Origin of the sequence: uncultured Desulfosarcina sp. (assembly GCF_963664155.2) — a bacterium.
GTDB lineage: Bacteria > Desulfobacterota > Desulfobacteria > Desulfobacterales > Desulfosarcinaceae > Desulfosarcina.
Map to the genome: position 1 here is coordinate 4,249,727 of NZ_CAXXXH010000001.1, position 19,211 is coordinate 4,268,937.

The 19,211-nt window shown below is 56.5% G+C and carries 19 protein-coding genes; 5 read left to right on the plus strand and 14 right to left on the minus strand.

Annotated features, from left to right (window positions below; genetic code table 11):
* Positions 1–3: 3 nt before the first annotated feature.
* The 4 genes from pth to ACHZBS_RS19375 all read left to right on the plus strand — a co-directional run bounded on the left by pth (position 4) and on the right by ACHZBS_RS19375 (position 4,464).
* Entirely contained in the window at positions 4–588 is a 585-nt protein-coding gene (gene pth / locus ACHZBS_RS19360; RefSeq protein ID WP_319408169.1) for an aminoacyl-tRNA hydrolase, read from the plus strand.
* A gap of 42 nt (positions 589–630) precedes the next feature.
* A complete protein-coding gene (locus ACHZBS_RS19365; RefSeq protein ID WP_319409099.1) occupies positions 631–2,628 on the plus strand; it encodes a sodium-translocating pyrophosphatase in 1,998 nt (665 codons plus the stop codon).
* Positions 2,629–2,893: 265 nt separating this feature from the next.
* Entirely contained in the window at positions 2,894–3,439 is a 546-nt protein-coding gene (locus ACHZBS_RS19370) for a CarD family transcriptional regulator (protein WP_319408170.1), read from the plus strand.
* Between the two features lie 11 nt (positions 3,440–3,450).
* A complete protein-coding gene (locus ACHZBS_RS19375) occupies positions 3,451–4,464 on the plus strand; it encodes an RluA family pseudouridine synthase (RefSeq protein ID WP_319408171.1) in 1,014 nt (337 codons plus the stop codon).
* Between the two features lie 196 nt (positions 4,465–4,660).
* On the opposite strand, the gene ACHZBS_RS19380 is transcribed toward ACHZBS_RS19375, so the two are convergent.
* The 14 genes from ACHZBS_RS19380 to ACHZBS_RS19445 form a co-directional block, all read right to left on the minus strand.
* The gene (locus ACHZBS_RS19380; protein WP_319408172.1) at positions 4,661–6,754 is read right to left on the minus strand and encodes an FAD-dependent oxidoreductase; all 2,094 of its coding nucleotides are present in this window, start codon (positions 6,752–6,754) and stop codon (positions 4,661–4,663) included.
* Positions 6,755–6,774: 20 nt separating this feature from the next.
* Positions 6,775–7,347, minus strand: coding sequence for an electron transport complex subunit RsxA (rsxA, locus tag ACHZBS_RS19385; protein WP_319408173.1), 573 nt, complete (start codon positions 7,345–7,347; stop codon positions 6,775–6,777).
* 14 nt (positions 7,348–7,361) lie between these two features.
* Positions 7,362–7,985, minus strand: coding sequence for an electron transport complex subunit E (locus ACHZBS_RS19390; RefSeq protein WP_319408174.1), 624 nt, complete (start codon positions 7,983–7,985; stop codon positions 7,362–7,364).
* Positions 7,986–8,000: 15 nt separating this feature from the next.
* Positions 8,001–8,594, minus strand: coding sequence for an RnfABCDGE type electron transport complex subunit G (gene rnfG / locus ACHZBS_RS19395; protein ID WP_319408175.1), 594 nt, complete (start codon positions 8,592–8,594; stop codon positions 8,001–8,003).
* Position 8,595: 1 nt separating this feature from the next.
* Positions 8,596–9,558, minus strand: coding sequence for an RnfABCDGE type electron transport complex subunit D (locus ACHZBS_RS19400; RefSeq protein WP_319408176.1), 963 nt, complete (start codon positions 9,556–9,558; stop codon positions 8,596–8,598).
* Positions 9,548–10,831 (minus strand): 4Fe-4S dicluster domain-containing protein, encoded by a 1,284-nt coding sequence (locus ACHZBS_RS19405; protein ID WP_319408177.1) that lies wholly within the window; start codon positions 10,829–10,831, stop codon positions 9,548–9,550. The genes ACHZBS_RS19400 and ACHZBS_RS19405 overlap by 11 nt, the downstream gene beginning before the upstream one ends.
* 74 nt (positions 10,832–10,905) lie before the next feature.
* Positions 10,906–11,352, minus strand: a complete 447-nt coding sequence (locus ACHZBS_RS19410) for a cytochrome c3 family protein (RefSeq protein ID WP_319408178.1) — start codon at positions 11,350–11,352, stop codon at positions 10,906–10,908.
* Positions 11,353–11,697: 345 nt separating this feature from the next.
* The gene (locus ACHZBS_RS19415; RefSeq protein ID WP_319408179.1) at positions 11,698–13,257 is read right to left on the minus strand and encodes an ASKHA domain-containing protein; all 1,560 of its coding nucleotides are present in this window, start codon (positions 13,255–13,257) and stop codon (positions 11,698–11,700) included.
* Between the two features lie 37 nt (positions 13,258–13,294).
* Entirely contained in the window at positions 13,295–14,050 is a 756-nt protein-coding gene (locus ACHZBS_RS19420; RefSeq protein WP_319408180.1) for an NAD-dependent deacylase, read from the minus strand.
* A 93-nt stretch (positions 14,051–14,143) separates the two neighbouring features.
* Entirely contained in the window at positions 14,144–14,983 is an 840-nt protein-coding gene (locus ACHZBS_RS19425; RefSeq protein WP_319408181.1) for an MBL fold metallo-hydrolase, read from the minus strand.
* Between the two features lie 25 nt (positions 14,984–15,008).
* Complete coding sequence (locus tag ACHZBS_RS19430) at positions 15,009–15,842, minus strand: 50S ribosomal protein L11 methyltransferase (protein ID WP_319408182.1); 834 nt, start codon at positions 15,840–15,842, stop codon at positions 15,009–15,011.
* A 13-nt stretch (positions 15,843–15,855) separates the two neighbouring features.
* On the minus strand, positions 15,856–16,533 hold the full coding sequence (locus ACHZBS_RS19435) for a CBS domain-containing protein (protein ID WP_319408183.1): 678 nt from the start codon (positions 16,531–16,533) through the stop codon (positions 15,856–15,858).
* 63 nt (positions 16,534–16,596) lie between these two features.
* Positions 16,597–17,547: a histone deacetylase gene (locus ACHZBS_RS19440; RefSeq protein ID WP_319408184.1), complete on the minus strand. Its 951-nt coding sequence runs from the start codon at positions 17,545–17,547 to the stop codon at positions 16,597–16,599.
* 102 nt (positions 17,548–17,649) lie between these two features.
* Positions 17,650–18,399, minus strand: coding sequence for an AAA family ATPase (locus tag ACHZBS_RS19445; RefSeq protein ID WP_319408185.1), 750 nt, complete (start codon positions 18,397–18,399; stop codon positions 17,650–17,652).
* Between the two features lie 488 nt (positions 18,400–18,887).
* Between ACHZBS_RS19445 and ACHZBS_RS19450 the strand changes: the two genes are divergently transcribed.
* Positions 18,888–19,205, plus strand: coding sequence for a hypothetical protein (locus tag ACHZBS_RS19450; protein ID WP_319408186.1), 318 nt, complete (start codon positions 18,888–18,890; stop codon positions 19,203–19,205).
* Positions 19,206–19,211 lie beyond the last annotated feature (6 nt).

The window sequence follows — 19,211 nt, forward strand, 5'->3', positions numbered from 1 at the left end:
GCCATGAAGGCTGAAAGTAGACAGCACCTGGTCGTCGGGCTCGGCAATCCGGGACAGGTGTATGCATCGACCCGCCACAACATCGGGTTCATGGCCGCAGACCGACTGATACGGGAACATGGGCTGACCGCCTGCCGTAGCCGGGTCAACGCAGAGGTTGCCGAAGGGGATATCGCCGGCGTTCCGGTAATGATTGCCAAACCGCTGGCTTTCATGAACCGGTCCGGCGGCCCGGTGCGCAGCATCATCCAAATCTACGGGATTAAATGCGAGGATATGGTCGTCATCCACGATGACATTGACCTTGCTTATGAAAGATTGAAAATCAAAGAGAAAGGGGGGGATGGAGGACACAATGGTCTGAGGTCCCTGATTGACGCCCTGGGGACCGATGATTTCGTAAGGGTGCGAATGGGCGTCGGGCGGCCTGAAGGCGGCATTGGTGTGGTGGATTACGTTCTGGAGGAATTCGATGCCAATCAACGGATAACACTGGGACCCTTCCTATCACGGGCCATCGAGGCTGCTGCAACAATCCTTTGTGAGGGAGCAAAGGAAGCTATGAATCGGTTTAACCGCAAACCTTGATTTCACGCTAAACACTGAATGGAGGAAAGAATGGACGTTGTAATGAACAACATACCGCTCGTGTGTACATTGGTCGGTGTTGCTGGGGTAGCTTTTGCAATTATCCTCGCCGGTATCGTTAAAGGTGCGCCTGCCGGAAACGAAAAAATGCAGAGAATCGCCGGCGCTATTCAGGAAGGCGCCATCGCTTACCTGAACCGCCAGCTGAAAAGCATGGGTATTGCCGGGATCATTATTTTCGGCATCATTTTTACCACCATGGGTGCCAAGACTGCCTTCGGGTTCATGATCGGCGCCGTGGCTTCCTTCATGGCCGGCTACATCGGCATGCGGGTTTCCGTTCTGGCCAACGTGCGTACGGCAGAAGCCGCTAAAAAAGGCATGGCAGCCGGTCTCTCCATGGCCTTCAAAGGCGGCAGCGTAACCGGTATGATCGTTGCCGGTCTGGCCCTGACCTCCGTGGCCGGTTACTATACCGCCACCCATGATGTCATTGCCCTGGTCGCCCTCGGTTTCGGTGGCAGCCTGATCTCTATCTTTGCCCGTCTGGGCGGTGGTATCTTCACCAAGGGTGCGGACGTGGGCGCCGACCTGGTGGGCAAGGTCGAAGCCGGAATTCCCGAAGACGACCCCCGCAACCCCGCCACCATCGCCGATAACGTGGGCGACAACGTGGGTGACTGCGCCGGTATGGCCGCCGACCTGTTCGAGACCTATGCCGTCACCGCCGTGGCCGCCATGCTGATCGGCCACCTGTTGTTTCCCAAAGTGCTCATGGCGACGGAGTTTCCGCTGATCCTCGGCGCCATCTCCATCATCGCCTCCATGATTGCGGTCTTCTTCGTCCGCCTGGGCAGCGGCGGCTACATCATGGGCGCCCTGTACAAGGGTATGTTCGGTGCCGCCATCATCGCCGCCGTCGCCTTCTACTATGCCACCACGAAATATATGGCTGACCTGGGAACCATTTCCGCACTGAACATCTACTACTGCACGTTGATCGGCCTGGTGCTGACCGTCGTGATCGTGATCATCACCGAGTACTACACCGGCATCTACGGCCCGGTGAAGAGCATTGCCGAGGCCTCCACCACCGGCCATGGCACCAATATTATCGCCGGTCTGGCCGTCTCCATGCAGGCCACCGCCCTGCCGGTCCTGGCCATCTGCATCGCCATCCTGCTGGCTTTTAAATTCGCCGGCCTCTACGGTATCGCCATGGCCGCCATGTCCATGCTCTCCATGACCGGCATGGTCATCGCCATTGATGCCTACGGACCCATTACCGACAACGCCGGCGGCATCGCCGAAATGGCCGAGATGGACGAGAGTGTCCGTGCCGTCACCGATCCGCTGGACGCCGTCGGCAACACCACCAAGGCCGTTACCAAGGGATATGCTATCGGTTCCGCCGGTCTGGCTGCCCTGGTGCTGTTTGCCGCCTACGTTATGGAATTCCAGATGCAGGGCGCCGAAAAAGCGATTAAATTCGACCTTTCCGACGTCAACGTCATCATTGGTCTGTTCATCGGCGGCTTGCTGCCCTACCTGTTCGCCTCCATCGCCATGAAGGCTGTCGGCAACGCCGGTGGCGCGGTCGTCGAGGAAGTTCGCCGTCAGTTCCGCGAAATTCCAGGCATCATGGAAGGTACTGCCAAGCCGGACTACGGTGCCTGCGTGGATATCGTCACCAAGTTCGCCCTGAAAGAGATGCTGGTTCCCGCATTGCTGCCCGTGATCGCGCCCCTGCTGGTGGGTTTCCTGCTGGGCAAAGTCGCCCTTGGCGGCCTGCTTATCGGTTCCATTGTTACGGGTGTGTTCGTGGCCCTGTCCATGACCACCGGTGGCGCTGCCTGGGACAATGCCAAGAAATACATTGAAGACGGTCACCTGGGCGGTAAGGGCTCCGATGCCCATAAAGCCGCCGTTACCGGTGACACCGTTGGCGATCCCTACAAAGATACCGCCGGCCCGGCCGTAAACCCGATGATCAAGATCCTCAACGTGGTGGCTCTGTTGATGGTTCCGTTCCTGATGTAGTCACAACTGCGGGTCTGATCCGCAAATAGCGTTCCTTTTAAAAGGATTGGCGCCAATCGGCGCCAATCCTTTTTTTATTGATTATTGTTGGTCGCAGTGGTATATTTTGCTATTCCATATGGTTAGTATTTGCTCCCCCAGCAGGCGACGGGGGGCCTCCCCCTGCGGAATTCAATGCTGAACTGATCGCCTGTAATCCCCGGTTTTCGTTCCGGGAGAGCAACCCCGCTCAAGGTGGTTATAACCCCTGATCACTGGTACCCACATGTCAGATAAATCGGCCAAGGACAGCTCAAAAAATACAGCATCCGTGAAACGGTTCAAGGTCGGTGATCTTGCCGTATATCCGGCCCACGGCGTCGGACGGATCGAATCCATCGAAACCAAGGTCGTGAACGGCGAAGAGCACGACTTTTACATTATGAAGGTCATCGAAAATGCCATGGTGATCATGATTCCCACCTGGAATGTGGAATCGGTCGGTCTGCGGGACGTGATCCAAAAAAAAGATATCCCGAAGATTTTTGATGTGATGCGTTCCCGGCAGGAACAGCCTATTGACAACCAGACCTGGAACCGGCGTTACCGCGAGTATATGGAAAAGATTAAAACCGGTTCCCTGTTCGAAGTGGCCGAAGTTTATCGGGATCTGTCTCTGCTGAAGACCACCAAAGACCTCTCTTTTGGGGAGCGAAAACTTTACGACACCGCCCAGAACCTGCTCGTCAAAGAACTATCCACGGCCAAGAACAAAAACGAAAAGTCCATTATCAACGAGATTGAAGCGTTGTTCAAATCCGATGAGGCCTGAGCCTTTCACCCATGTCCAACCCACCTTCGTCCTTCTCCTTTCGCGTCGGTCACGCGCAGGCGGGAGTCCGTTTAGATTCTCTGGTTGCCACCGCAATTGATTACTGCTCACGCTCATTTGCCGCCACGCTGATCCGGCAGGGATGCATCACTGTCGACGGGTCGGTGAAAAAACCCGGCTATCCGGTAAAACCCGGAGAGACCGTCTCAGGAAAGGTACCCACTCCGGAGGTGTCAAGCTTTCTTCCGGAGAACATTCCCCTTCACATCCTCTATGAGGACGCTGAATTACTGGTGGTAAACAAGCAGCCCGGCATGGTTGTACACCCGGCTCCCGGGCACAGCCGAGGAACCCTGGTCAATGCACTGATGTACCACTGCCCGAATTTGACGGGAATTTCCGGAAGCCTTCGACCGGGCATTGTCCATCGGCTGGACAAGGATACATCCGGGGTGCTGGTGGTGGCAAAGAATACCCGCGCCATGCATCATCTGGCCGCTCAGTTCAAGTCCAGAGAGGTTCGAAAAAAATACTTGGCACTGGTCTATGGAATTCCGGGCAAAGATGCGGGAATCCTTGACAGCCCCATCGGCCGTCACCCGGAGGACCGGAAAAAGATGTCCATTACCACCCGCACGCCGCGTTCGGCGCTCACCAAATGGCGAACACTCGATAAGTTTCCGGGGGCATCTTTGTTGGAACTGGACATCCGCACAGGCCGAACCCATCAGATCCGGGTACATTGCAAAACCATGGGGCACCCGGTCATCGGGGACCCGGTATATGGCAACCGTGGTGATAAAAGAAGGCTGGCTTCGGTTTCACCCGAGATGAGTCGGGCCGTTATGACGCTGGACCGCCAGATGCTGCATGCCTGGAGGCTGTCTTTCGTCCATCCAGTAACCGAAAAGAAAATGATCGTTGAAGCCCCCATGCCACCGGAAATGGTTCAATTAATTGATCGATTCAGGGTGATTTCAGAAACCTCACGAAAAGCCGACGAGGCATGCGGATTCGCCAGATAAAAAAGATAAAATCGTAAAAAGTCGAAATCTCAGATTTATTATCATCCCCGCAAGGCGGGGATCCATAAGATTCAGATAGTTATTGATTCCCACCTTTGCGGGAATGACACATTGGGGACTTTTTACTAGGCCATCAAAAAAGGAGCAGCCAATAAACAGATAGCTGCTCCTTTGATGTCGATTATCAGCGGGAAGTTCAGGCGGCGTTCTGGCCTTTTTGATCGATGGTGTCCGGGTTGTAGCAAATCCGGCAGCAGTTGAGGCAGCGGCTGGATTCGTGTTTGGCCTCGGCTTCGGTGATGACCTGATCCACCTCGATCATGGAGTCGATCCGTTCGGCCACGGGCAGTTCGGGCATGGGGGTTCTGGGGGATTTGACCACGCCGGGAACGGTTTCGAACAGGGACTCGGGGATATGCCGCTTGCGCAGGGATTTCGGGGTTCCTTTGACTTCCTCGCCGGTGATGTACTGATGAATGGCGCGGGCCGCCCGCCTCCCGCCGCCGATGGCATCCACCACCAGAGAAGGACCAGTGGCGACATCGCCGCCGGTAAACAGGTAGGGCACGCTGCACTGCAGGGTTTCCGGGTCGTTGTCAAAGGTGTTCCAGCGGGTGATGGCGATGTTCTCCTTCTCCGGCTCTCCCTCCATGAAGCCGATGTCCGGCTGTTGGCTGATGGCGGAAATGACCATATCCACGTCGAGAACCGTCTCCGACCCCTCGATGGGCACCGGCCGACGGCGGCCGCTGGCATCGGGCTCACCCAATTCCATCTGCAGGTATTCAAGTCCTTTGACATTTCCCTGGCCGTCATCGATGACCTGCGTGGGGGCGGCTAGAAACTGGAATTTGACGCCTTCATGCTCGGCCGCTTCGATCTCGACCGCATTGGCGGGCATTTCCTTGCGGGTTCGGCGATAGACGATATAGACCTCTTCACATCCCAGGCGCAGCAGGGTGCGCACGCAGTCGATGGCCGAGTTGCCGCCGCCGACAACCGCTGCCCGTTTCCCGATAGGAACTTTCTTGTCGGGCGAACTGGCCACGGATGAGAGGAAACTGATGCCCTGGGAGACACCCTTCAAATCTTCACCCTTGATGCCGAGCTTGTAGTCCTTCCAGGCCCCGATACCCATGAAAATGGCTTCATACCCTTCGTCCCTCAGGGATTGGATAGTAAAATCCCTGCCGATGCTGGTGTTGTAATGGACGTCGATGCCCAGGTTTAAAATGCCCTCGATTTCCCAGTCGAGCACTTTGTCGGGCAACCGGTATTCGGGGATGCCGTAGCGGGTGATGCCGCCCAGTTTGGGCATGGCTTCGTAAATGGTGGGATGGTGGCCCAGCCGTCTCAGGAAATAGGCGCAGCTGACGCCAGCCGGACCGCCGCCGATGACAGCAACGCGTTTCCCCGTATCCGGAGCACATGCGATGGGGTAGCGCTTGCCGCTGTTCATTTCGTAGTCGGCTACGAAGCGTTTGAGCTGATTGATGGAAACCGCTTCATCCTCGATTTCGCGACGGCAGTAATTCTCGCAGGGATGGGGGCATACCCGGCCGCAGGAAAGCAGCAGCGGGTTGCGCTCGCGGATGGTGTTGACCGCCCCTTCATAGTCGCCTTCCTTGATCAGACGGATGTATTTGGGAATGTCGATCTCGGCCGGGCAGGTCTGCTGACAGGGGGCCAGGGCATGGTCTTCCTGGTTGAAGACCAACAGGCGCTGGGACATGGTTTTGACGGAGAGGAGGTCTTTCGGGCATGCAGCTGCGCAGGCACCGCAGCCCACACACTTGAATTCGTCAATGACCGGAAACCCCTGGGGGCCCATGTGGATGGCATCGAACTGACACGACCGGATGCAGTCGCCAATGCCCAGACAGCCGATGGAACAAACCCGTTTGCCACCGTAGAGGGCCGTCATGGCCGCACAGGTCATGGCTCCGTTGTAGATGAATTTGTCTTCCGCCCGGTCCCCACCGCTGCATGGGTTGAGGGATTTTATCGGTTCGGCGGTTCCCGGTTCGACGCCCATTACGCCAGCGATATTTACGGCGGCTTCGGTATCTGCGGCTACACAGACGCCGGGTTTGGCCTTGCCTTCGACGATGGCCACGGCCGCGGCACTGCATCCGGCGAATCCGCATCCGCCACAGTTTGCACCGGCGAGAAAGTACTCGACCTGTCCGATGCGGGGGTCTTCATAAACATAAAAGACTTTGGAGGCAACGCTGAGGATAATGCCGCAGGTTGCACCAATGCCCAGCATAACGAGGATAGCGATGGTCACGAAAACCTCCTTGAATCAGTCTATACCATTCCCCGGAAGGCGTAAAAACTCAGCGAAAAAATACCGGCGGTGACCAGGGCGATCGAGGTGTCCTGCAGCGGTTTAGGGACACGGGCTAACAGGATGCGTTCTCGCACACCGGCAAAAAGAACCAAAGCGAGGCCGAAACCGGCGGCGTAACCGAAGGAGGCAACCAGCGCCTGAAGGAAATTGAATTCTTTGTCGATGTTGAGCACACAGACACCGAAGACCGCGCAGTTGGTGGTGATCAAGGGCAGGAAAATGCCCAGGCCCGCATACAGGGCCGGAATGCTTTTTTTTAGAAACATTTCGACGAACTGCACCAGCGAGGCAATGACCAGAATGAAGGCGATGGTGCGAAGAAATTCCAGTTTATATGGCACCAGCAGCCATTCGTAGATGATCCAAGTCATCACGCCGGCCATGACCAGCACGAAAATGACTGCCATACCCATGCCCGCGGCCGTTTCCATTTTCTTGGATGTGCCCAAAAACGGGCAGTTACCCAGAAATTGTGCCAGCAGGATGTTGTTGACGAAGATGGTGGCGATAATTAGCTCAATGTATTCCATGGTGACTCCTCACACTATTTGCTGGGAATAAGGTTCATGGCACAGAGCATCAAGCCCAGAGCGACGAAGGCGCCCGGTGCCTGAACCGCAAAACCGAAGGGTTCGAAGGAAGCGCCGAAAAGGTTCGGAAAGCTGTAAGGGAGCAATCCGAATACGTCGCCTTTCAGCCCGCCGGTTCCCAAAAGTTCGCGGATGGCGCCTAATACAGCCAAGGCACAGGTATAACCGATACCCATACCCAGCCCGTCTGCTGTGGAAAAAACGACTCCGTTTTTAGAAGCAAAGGCCTCGGCCCGGCCCAGTACGATGCAGTTGACCACGATCAGTGGGATGAACACCCCTAAATCGATGAAAAGCGTGTAGGCATATGCCTGCATGAGCTGTTCTACAACGATGACGAAGGTGGCGATAATGATGATGAAGCAGGCAATGCGAACCTTGGACGGGATCACCTTTCTGAGCAGGGAAACCAGAATGTTCGAGCAGACCAGAACGAAGGTGGTAGCCAGTCCCATGCCGATGCCGTTTTTCATGGAGGTGGTCACACCCAGGGTGGGGCAGAGACCGAGGACCAGTCTGAATGGCGGAACCTCTTTCCAGAGGCCTTTGGTGAATTCAGCAACGAGTGATTTGGCCATTGGTGGTAAGCTCCTTTATTTTCCCATGCTTTTGATTTTTTCTTCCAGCTGCGGCTTCAAGCGGTTGTAAGTCTCGATGGCTTTGGTGACGCCGACGCACACGCCCCTGGAGGTGATCGTGGCTCCGCTCAGGGCGTTGATGGTTCCTCCATCCTGAGTCACCTTGACGGGTATGGTCAGCGGCTTGCCGGCGAACTGGGCGGCAAAGGAGGGGTCATCTTTGGCCCGGGCTCCCAATCCTGGAGTTTCCTTGCTCGTGGTCACGGCCATACCGCGAAGGGTATCATTGGCCATGTTGAATGCCACCACCATTCCCACTTTGTCTGCAAAACCATTGGCACTGGATTCAATCACGACCGTGTCGGGTTTCTCGCCGAATACACCGACAAAAATGGTGCGTTCGACATCACCGTCCTGAATTTTGAACCGGTCCGCTACAGGATCGTTGTCGGCCTCCTTGAGCATTTGCCGGATGGCCGGTCCTTTGACCAGATTCATCACCTGATTTTCAATTTTTGGCGCGGTAAAGTCTTTCAACCAGGAAAGGCCGCCTCCCGATATGACGCTCAATACGGTGAGGACAACCACCATTTTTATCATTTCGCCCATATTACGCTACCTTTCCAATCGCCTTGGGTCTGATCTTGTCGATCAGCGGATTTATCAGATTGATTAGAAGAATTGCGAAGATCACCCCGTCGACATAGTACCCAATGTTACGAATCAGGACGGTCATCATACCGCCCAGGGCACCGTAAATAAGCATGGGAATGAAATTGACCGGAGATGATGAGGTCTCGGTGGCCAGGAAAAAGGAGCCGATTATGGTGAATCCGGTGAGCAGGTGAAACGCCGGCGGGGCGAAGCGGGCCGGGTCGGCCATGTTGAAAAGGGCGGCCGTGACAAAGACCCCGGCCAGAAAAGAGACGCTGATTTCCCAGCGGATGAAACCACGGATGATCAGGTAGAGCCCACCCAGCACAAGGGCCAGGCCACAGGTGCTGCCTAAGGCACCGACCTGTTTGCCCAGAAACAGGTCCATGTAACTCAGACCTTCCACGGCAGAAGGACCGAAGGCCTTCAGGGCCGCCAGCGGATCCGTCGATGAGGGAAAGCTCAACGTAAAGTTGACCAGCCCGGTATTGAAATCCAGGTGGTTCTTGTAGGATACCATAAGAATGGCAAACGCCAGGGCTACCGGATTGAAGGGATTGGCGCCGATACCGCCGAAAATCTGCATGCCGATGACGATGGCCAGGAAGGTGCCGATGAGTACAATCCACCATGGCGTCGATGCGGGAAGCACCATGGCCAGCAGCAGGCCAACCAGGGCGGCATTGCCGTTGCCGATGGTAGGTGGCTTCCGCATGGCACGATTGAGCAGAAGCTCCCACAGGATGGCCGATGAAATGGCAAGACAGATGACGCCCAGCGCAGGAGCGCCGTAAAAGGCGATTCCCACGAATGCTGCGGGAAGGGCGGCGATGATGGTGTGATAGCTTCGCTCGGGAATCCCGCTGCCGTCATGCCAGAACGGTGCGTGGGATACAATTAGCGTTTTCTTACTGTTCATTCATCTCCTCCGCAGATGTGATCCGGCCGATTTCGTATTTTGCCAGTTTGATATACTGATAGATGGGAATGCGCGACACACAGACGTAACTGCACAGGCCGCACTCGATGCAGGAGTAAAGGTCGTACAGGTCCGCGCCTTCGGTATACTGTCCGGCCTCCAGAAAGCGGACGAGCAGGTTGACCGGTACATTGGCCGGGCAGATGCGCACGCAATCGCCACAGTTGATGCACGGATAGTCGCTGTAAAGGGGAATGACGCTTTTGTCCTGAACCAGGATGGCGTCGGTGTCCGGCCCGATGGGCAGGTCTTCACTGTAGATGGCGCTGCCGGTCATGGGGCCGCCGAAAATAATCTTGTCTTTGTCGTTGATCTGAACGTCAAAGGTCTTGAGCAGCGTGCCCACCGGTGTGCCCACACGGGCCCGGGCCAGATGCTTGACTCCGCGCTTGTCGATGACGGCAACCGTCTTTTCAACGGGCAGGCGGCCGGTCGAGAAAGCCTGCCCGATGGCGGCCACGGCTTCCGCACGGATGAAATAGATACCCATGGATGCCATGCCCTTTTCATCGGGCAGTCGTCCGGTCAGGTGGTGCAGGACCATGAGCGGCTGGGCATAGGGGTACTGGGACGAAACCGATTGGATCCGGGCGTCCAGGTGGCCGGAGTAGTTTTGTACACTCTCTTCCGGGACCACGATGACGATTTCTTCGATGCCCGTGGCTTTCCTGAGAACTTCGATGCCCGCATTGACCGCTTCGGCGCTTTGTTTAAGCACATACAGGCTGGTATCGATGAGAAGGTCCGCATTGCCGCCGGTGATGACGATGGTGTGTACGGGATTGCGTTCGTCCATCAACGGGCCGATGTCCGGTTCGCCGGGGCATGCGGCCAGATAGCGGTTGAGCGTCTCTAAGGTCGGCGCTTGGCTGGCGTCGGCAAAGTCGGTATCCGGGTTGTCGCTTCCTTCGGTTTTAATGCTGACGGCGGTCCATGCCCGTCCGTAATCGGCCAGGAAAGGAGCGATGGCACAGATGGTTCCGGTAACCGACGAGATGGCGCAGATGTCATCGCCTTCGTTGAGCACCAAGCGCTGTCCGGTTTTTACCGGTGTGCCTACTTTCAGGCTGCTGCTGGTTCGCTTCAGTTCTTGCTTGATATAAAGGGTAACCGTTGCCGGTATTGGGATGACCGTCGGATCGGTAAGGGCGCCGGTGGCCAGTTCGTAGTGGAAGCAAGGTTTGGACAGACCGAAGAATGATCGTTTTCGCATAGCTCAACCTTTTGTTAGGGCCGCGGTGATAAATGATACCGTCGAAACAGATCCATGAAGGCTACCTGCCTCGATTAGAGGACGTGACATTTGGAGCAGTTTTCCGAGCCGGACTGCGGTCCTTTGCCAAACTGCTCGTGACATTCGGTGCACTGCTGGTGGAACGCATCCGCCCGCGACACCATTTCCGTATCTTCAATGTCGCTCTCGTCGTGGCAATCCAGACAGCGTTCCGGCTTGGAACCGTCTTCGGCCGGCGCCTGATGACACTCCCCGCAGGCAATCAGTGCGCTGTCATCATCGCTGGGATGATGGTGGCAGTCAAAGCAGGTCGCTCCGTAACCGGATGCCGCAGTGTGTGTGTGGTGGTCAAAAAGGACTTTTCCCGCATTGGTCTGGTACATGATACGAATGGGTTCATCCGGCGCTTTGGCCGGGAAGGCGGCATAACAGATAATACCGACAAGCAACAGGTGGATTGCCAGACCGTAAGCAAACAGCAACTGTTTCTTCGAGGTCATGTGGTCTCGATCCTTTTTGGAGTTGGGTTGTGATTTATACGTGGGAAGAAAAAATCAACACATCGACTATCATAATGCACAAAACCTTTCAAGGCTTTATTTGGCGGTAAGCAACATGCTGAAAAGAATAGGGAATGGGCGTTTTATAAGATGAGAAAAAAAGCGGTTTTGGCCATCGGCCGTCGGGTCTGCATGCTCCCCGGCAAGGCCGGTGGATAGGCGCTGATTGTTTGATTTTCCGATCCGGCAGGTCATCAGCCCTTAAACCGGAGGTACAAATGCGTATACCGACAGTTATTGACGAAACGGGTCAGGGCGGCATTCCGGCAATGGCTTACCCGGCGGTCAACGGTCGGTGGGCCATCGAACCGAAGGAAATCGCGAGATGTCGGTATGAGGCAGAAACTTGGCCGCGGAGAAGCGGTTCATAAAATCCTGGTTCACGTTCAATTCCAGGTAAGTGATGCCGTCTCGGATTTGATTGATCCGGTCGAAGCACCCGGGATGTTCCAGCACCCGTGTGGCGCCGCCCAGCGAGCTGTTGCCCAGGCTGCGGAAGCGCTCCAGGGGCAAATCCGGGATCATACCGATGGTGACAGCGGATGCGGGATCGATGAAGGCGCCGAAGGTGCCGGCCACGAAAAAGGTTTCCAGATCCTGCTGTTTCATTCCCACGCTGCCGGTGATCGTTTCCAGGATGGTGTACATGGCGGCTTTGGAGCGGACCAGGCTGTCCAGATCCGCTTGGGTAACGCCAAGGTCTTCGCCGGAGGCCGACAGGTTGGCGGGTACGAGGGTCAGGTGCCCTAATCCGTCTTTCAGTTGAAAACGATCCCCGCAGCGCTCGGGCAGCAGTTTTCCCCGGATGTCGATCATTCCCGACCGGAACAGGGCCGCGGCCAGGTCGATAACGCCGGAGCCGCAGATGCCGCGGGGCGGCTGATCGTTGATGGTGTGGATGTCAAGCGCCAGGGAAACCGGATCGATGGTAATGCGGTCGATGACTCCCGGGCCGGCCGTGGTGCCCATGCGGGTGACGCCCCCTTCCAGCGCCGGGCCTGCCGCACCGGCGCAGGCCATCATCCAGTTGCGGTTTCCCAGGACCACTTCCGCATTGGTGCCCACATCAACCAGGATGGCTGTCTCCTCCCGCTGATCCATGTCGCAGTAAAGGATGCCTGCAATCAGGTCGCCGCCGAAGTAGCTGCCCACATTGGGAAAGACCAACACCCTGGCGGTGGGATGAACGTGGATGCCCAGTTCGACTGCCATAAACACGCCGGGCCGGTTTACCGCCGGGATATAGGGTTCCCGGATCATCCAGTGGGGATTGAGGCCCATCATCAGGTGGGTCATGGCCGTATTTCCGGCAACTGACAACAGATGGATATTCTCGGGAGAAATGCCGCAGCGGTTGCACAGGTCCTGCAGCTCATGGTTGATGCCGTCGATAATGAGACAGTTGAGCTGGCTCAGGCCGCCTGTTTTTTCCACATGGTGGATGCGGGCCAGCACATCGGGACCCACGCTGAGCTGGGGGTTGTCGAAAACCGATTCACCCCGGTGTTCACCGGTGCAAAGATCGATGATTCGCAGCACCACCCGGGTGGTGCCAAGATCCACGGCCAGGCCGCACAGGGCATCGATGGCGTCAGACGCGGCCAGGTGGACCAGGATACCGGTATCTCTGCAATCTTTGAACATCACGGCGGTGGCCCGGTAATTCCATTGCCGCAGCCGTTCGGGCAGCTGTTTCAAAAGATTCAGGTCCATGCGCACGGTCCGGGTTCCCAGCGCCTTTTTCAACGCTGCTTCCAGCCGGTCGGCATCGGCGGTGTTATCCCCCAATGAAGGGGGAGAAAGGGTGACGGTTTTGACCCAGCGGTGGTCATGCGTTTGCATCATGGATTGTCCTGCGTTCTCATGAGTTGGCTGAAGGCCCTCAGGGGGTTGCCAGTCGCCGCCGGATCGCCTTCAGCAGGCAGGGTATGATGCTGCCGGCTCCACCCAGCAGGGGCAGGCTGCTGATGCGCGATGTTAGCGGTGTGGGTTCGGGGTTGATCTCGATGATAACAGCGCCGTTGTCCTTGGCAATGAAGGGCATGGTCGCTGCCGGCTGAACCATGGCTGACGTGCCGATCACCAGCATTACGTCGCAGGCTGCCGATACTTGCTGGGAGCGGATTAACGCTTCGTGAGGGATCAGTTCGCCGAAAAAGATGCAGTCGGGTCGCAGGATGCCGCCGCAGCTGCATCGCGGCGGCATGTGCGTCAGATCCACCTGCGAGGTTTCGATACTCCGGTTGCAGTCCAGGCAGGATTGCCAGGCAAAATTGCCGTGGAATTCAATGACGTCGCTGTTTCCCGCCATCTGATGCAGGCCGTCCACATTCTGGGTAATGACGGTTTTAAGGATGCCGAGCCGCTCCAGATCGACCAGACCGGAATGTCCGGGATTGGGCCGGGCCGTGTCCAGTAAGATCTTCATGTCCTTGATCAGCAGGTTCCATACGGTCTCCGGGTCTTTCAGAAAAGCATCGATATGGGCGACCTTCATGGGGTCGATCTTTTCCCACAGGCCGCCTTTGCCCCGGAACGGAGGGATACCGCTTTCCACGGAGATGCCGGCACCGGTGAGGGCCACGGCACGGCTGGCGCTACTCAGAATATCGGCGGCGTGCTCGATCGGTTGGATCATGGTGAGTTTATTCAGTGTTAAGGATTAAGTTGTAGGTTCAAAGAGAAGATTTTCGAATTGGGCTGACACTCTTAATCCTTAAAACTTAACACTTTATATTGTAAACCGCATATCCCGGCCTACGGCGAAGCATTCGAGGGTTTTGCCTTCTTTGGCGATGATCTGCCTGCAGTGGTCCACGATCGCATCCATCTGGTCGTCGGTGCGCTCCTGGTTCAGGTGAAACAGGCCCAGGCGCTTGACCCTTGCCGCAAACGCCAGCCGCAAGGCATCGGTGTAGGAAGAGTGCCCCCATTCGGCGAGTTTGCGGTATTCGGTTTCGGTGTACTCTCCGTCGTGGATCAACAAGTCTGCTCCGGTGCAGAAATCCACGTAGTTCTGAAAAGGAAGCCCGCCGGGATGAACGAAGCCCAACTCATTGTCGGTGAGGAAGACAAAGGCTTTCCCGTTTTCCATGAGCTTGTAGCCCTTGCCGGTATTGGGGTGACTGATGGGGATGGGCACCACGGTTGCCGATCCGATCTGAAACTCGGCCGGGTGGCCCTCTTCCCAGACGATCTTGGCCTTGAGGTCCGAGTATCGTACCGGAAAATTAGGCGGCGCCATCACTTTGGAGAACATGCTTTCCATGAACTTTTTGTGGAACGGTGCCCGGTGCATATGAATTTCGGTTCGACTGAGAAATAGGGGCTTGAAGAAGGGGAACCCCATGAGGTGATCCCAGTGGCCGTGAGTGAGCAGGAAATTGTAACGGTAGCGGTCCTGATCGATGAGGTGATTGCCCAGCCGCCGGATGCCGGTGCCGGCATCCACGATAATGATGTCGTCGCTGTGGGTCCGGATGTCTATGCAAGTGGTATCACCGCCGTACTTGATGTACTCTTTTCCGGAGACGGGTATGGACCCTCTGGAGCCCCAGCACGTGATGACCATGATCAGTCCTTTTTATCTCCGCATGTCAGTGCGATGCACCGTAGAAGGTATGCCAGATGCCGTTTTGGTCCCATCTGCGAATAATTTCCACCGGAAGTTCGGCCAGCGTCGATTCGATGCGTGCGGCTTCACTGCGCATCAGCCCGGACAGAATGAAGCGCTTTTTCTTGAGAAAACCCGAAGTGCGAATCAGGTTTTTCATGACGTCGTAATGGATATTCGATACCACAAGATCGCTCGTAAAGTCCATAAATTTCTCGGCATCTCCCTGTGCCACGAGTATCCGTTCCGACAGCCTGTTGAGCCTGACATTCCTTAGCGCGGTCCGGGCGGCCAGCAGGGTCAGGTCTGCGGCCAGGACTTTCGGGCATCCCATCCTGGCTGCCGCCAAGGCCAACAGGCCGGTGCCCGTACCCAGGTCCAACGCACGGCGGATGGACAGGTCTTCGAAAGCCAGCTGGAGGGCTTCCAGACAGTCACGGGTGGTGGGGTGGGTGCCCGTGCCGAAAACGACGCCCGGGTCGAGGATGATCGTGGTATCGGCGTTATTCTTATCCGCTGCGAACCACGGGGGGGAGATGGTAAATCGGCCGATGCGGCAGGGCACGATGTCGCTGCCCTGCCATTGGTCATAGGTCATGTGGTAGTGGTCCAGCAGTTCCAGGCCCGCCAGACGGTCGACGGTTGCTTCCACGAGGGCCATGTTCGGTCGGGTGAAAAATAGAAAGGAGAATTCTCCCTCTTCCCAGCTGCCGATATAGTGATCGGGTTCAAAGCCGCGTCCCGGCCGGAACCGTCCGGATAAGTAGTAAATATAAAGGTCCTGGTAAGGATTGGCCTCAACGGGTGCGGATGTCATCTTCGCTGATCACTTACGGTTTTTTCGGCAGCCGATCCAGGTACCAGTCCATGGGGTTGATCAGTTTGTATCCCATCGCGGCCAGCTTTTTTTTGACTTTGGACACGTTGTTGGTAAGCAGATAGGGAAACACCGCCCGTTTGCCCTCATCCCAGGTCCGGGCCACCAGAACGCTGCCGAAGGAGATGTTTTCTTCGGTGATGGCGTCCACGATCTTTTTCATCTGTCCGATTTTTTCTTCCACTTCGATGCCCACCAGGGTTCCGGGCTGGCCGATGCCCAGGACGTTGATGAACGCCCGCAGCAGATCCCGAACAGATAGAATCCCTTTGAGCCTGCCCTCGTTATCCACCACGGGAAAGGCCCCCACTTTCTCCTTCTGGATCATGAGTAGGGCGTCCTGGATGGTGTACATGGGAGAGATGGTCTTGGGATTGCGGGTCATGACATCTTCCACTTTCAGCATGGCCAGTTTTTCCCGCTCCTTGGCGAGGCCTTTTTCCTTGATCAGGCTGTAGGGCATGACACTGCGGATGTCCCGGTCGGTGACGATGCCGATCAGGCGGTTGTCGGCGTCCACGATGGGCAGGTGACGGATGCCGTTGGCAGCCATTTTTTCCTGGGCCTCAAAAACCGATGCGTCCTTATCGATGGTGATGACTTGTGAAACCATGGATCGGCTGACAAACATAATATCCTCCAAGCAATCAGTAATAAGAAGTTGTGCCGAAGACTGCGCACCGGCATGTAAGGGTTATCCGTTGAGCATAATTCTGATGTGGTTGGCGGCCAGTTCACCCAGCCGCTCCAGGCAATAGCCACCTTCCAGCACCGAGATTACCCGGCCGGCGGCATATTGGTTAGCCAGTTTCATGATGGTTTCTATGATCCAGGAATACCCCTCGGTGGAGAGGCTGATGTCAGACATATCGTCCTCCCGGTGACCGTCGAAGCCCGTGGAAACGATAATCACTTCCGGTTTGAATCGCTCGAACGCCGGCAGCAGATCGCTTTGGATCAGCCGTTCGTAGACGTCGTCACCCTGGCCTGGCAGTACCGGTGAATTTTTTGTGAATCCCTGTCCCGCCCCGGTGCCTTCCTCAAACTCACGGCCGGTTCCCGGAAAGGCAAAGGAGGGGTGCTGGTGAATGGAGTAGTAGAATACGGTGGGGTCCTCTTCGAATATGTGTTGGGTGCCGTTGCCGTGGTGGACGTCGGAGTCAATGATTCCCACCCGCTGGATGCCGTGCTCCATCTGAAGGTAGCGGGCGGTAATGGCGACATTGTTGAAGTAGCAGAATCCCATGGCCTGGTCCCGCTCGGCATGGTGGCCGGGAGGACGGACGGCGCAGAACGCGTTGTCGAGTTCACCTTCCATGATTCTCCGGGCGACGTCCAGGATACCTCCCACCGCCAGGAAAGCAGTCTCATAGGTGTCCACGCACATCTGGTTGTCGGGATAGTCGAAAGTCCGGTTGCCGGACAGGCAGACCTCCTCGAAGCGGCGGATGTAGTTGGGGTCGTGGACGGTTTTGATCCACTTGATGTCGGCGCGAACGGCCGGGATGAGGGTCAACTGGTCCAGCAGGCCGGCGTCCTTGATACCGTTGTAAACCGCGATGAGCCGGTCTGCCATTTCCGGGTGATAGGGTCCCGTGTCGTGGAGCAGATACCTGTTGTCATGCAAATAGCCGGTTCTTTTCATAGGCGTCCTCGTTTAGTTGGACCGGGTTTAGGGTTTGCAAGCGGTTTAAACTGTCGGTGCGGTTCAATACGGGCGCCGGGTGCCTTTCGCTATTGCGCCCGTTCAGGGGATGATTTTGTCGAAGATGGAATAGGCGGCGTTCAGGGCCGGGTTTCCCTCCGCAATGTCGATGGTGGGGCGGCCGTTCAGATCGAATTCGTAGACCTGTTCGTCCTCCGGGATGACGCCGGCCAGTTGCAGGCCGTTGTCGTCGATCATTTTCAGAACCACTTCGGACGGGTCGCTTTTGGCCTGGTTAATGATAATGTAACTCTTGCCGACGCCAATGTTCAGGTCCTTGGCCAGCTGGTGGATACGCAGCCCCGCCTGCAGCCCCCTGCGGGAGGTGTCGGTGACGATGAGCAGGACATCCACGTTCTTGGTGGTGAGTCGGCTCAGGTGCTCCATGCCCGCCTCGTTATCCATGACCACGTAAGGGTAATTGCCGGACAGGCGCTCCAGGAATCCGGTCAGCAGGGTGTTGGCGGCGCAGTAGCAGCCGGCGCCTTCGGGCTGGCCCATGACCACCAGGTCGAAGCCCCGTTGCTCCATGACGGCCTGTTCCAGCCGCATGGACATGAACACATCCTTGGTCATGCCGCTGGGCACAATGCCCTTTTTCATCTCTTCGCGGGCATTACCTATGGTGTCGGTCACCTCCAACCCCAGGATCTCGTTGAGGTTGGCGTTGGCATCGGCATCGACGGCCAGCACCGGGGACTTGCCCCGGCTGATCAGATATTTAATCAGCATGCCGGAGACGGTGGTCTTTCCGGTGCCCCCTTTTCCGGCCATGGCAATGGATACGGGCATGTTTGTATACTCCCTTTTGCAATTGAAATTCCTGTCAGGGCGGCCAATCGCCGCCGTCAAACCCACAAATCATTAAGCCAGTTGGGGAAAACAGTCAAGGATCTAAGTTGACGGTCCTGTAAAAAATACAATATCGGCAACAACCTCGGCCATCAATTAACACAGGAAACCGTTTATCCCGGGTTGATTCTTCCCGGCGGCAGACCCTTCCCCGAGCCGAAAATTTTACTGTTTTCAACAGCCATCGGTTTAGTCATCTCTTTGGGCGATTGCCTGAATCTGGTGTAAAGCAAACACCTTGCTAAGAAAGAGGCCTTGTGTTAAATTCCTGCTACCGTTCCCCCGATCCGAGGATGGGACCGGCTGTCGGGCTTTTCGATCGGCCCATACCCGTCATGAAATGGCACCTATTAATTGCAGGCCGCGGACACGGTGTCCTCGGCTGCCGTTTTGATTACGACTTTCCTTCAATTTAAAAGGAGACACCGATGTTTGATCTGGTCAGAAAGAGTATGCTTGCCGGCGTCGGCCTTGCCCTCAAAGCCTGGGACGAGGTGGAGGACATGGCCAAGGAAGTGGCCGAGCAGAGCAAGATGACGGAAAAAGAAGGCCGAAAGTTCATTGACGAGCTGCAGGAACGCTACGAAGACGCCCAGAAGAAGCTGGAGGAGCGGGTGGAGAAGAGCGTCAAGGACCTGCTCAAGAAGGCCGACGTGGTGACCCAGGACGAGCTCAAGGGGTTGAAAAAAGAGATTCGTGACCTGAAAAAGCTGATCAGCAGTCAGGCCGAAGAGGAAAAGCCCTGATACGGC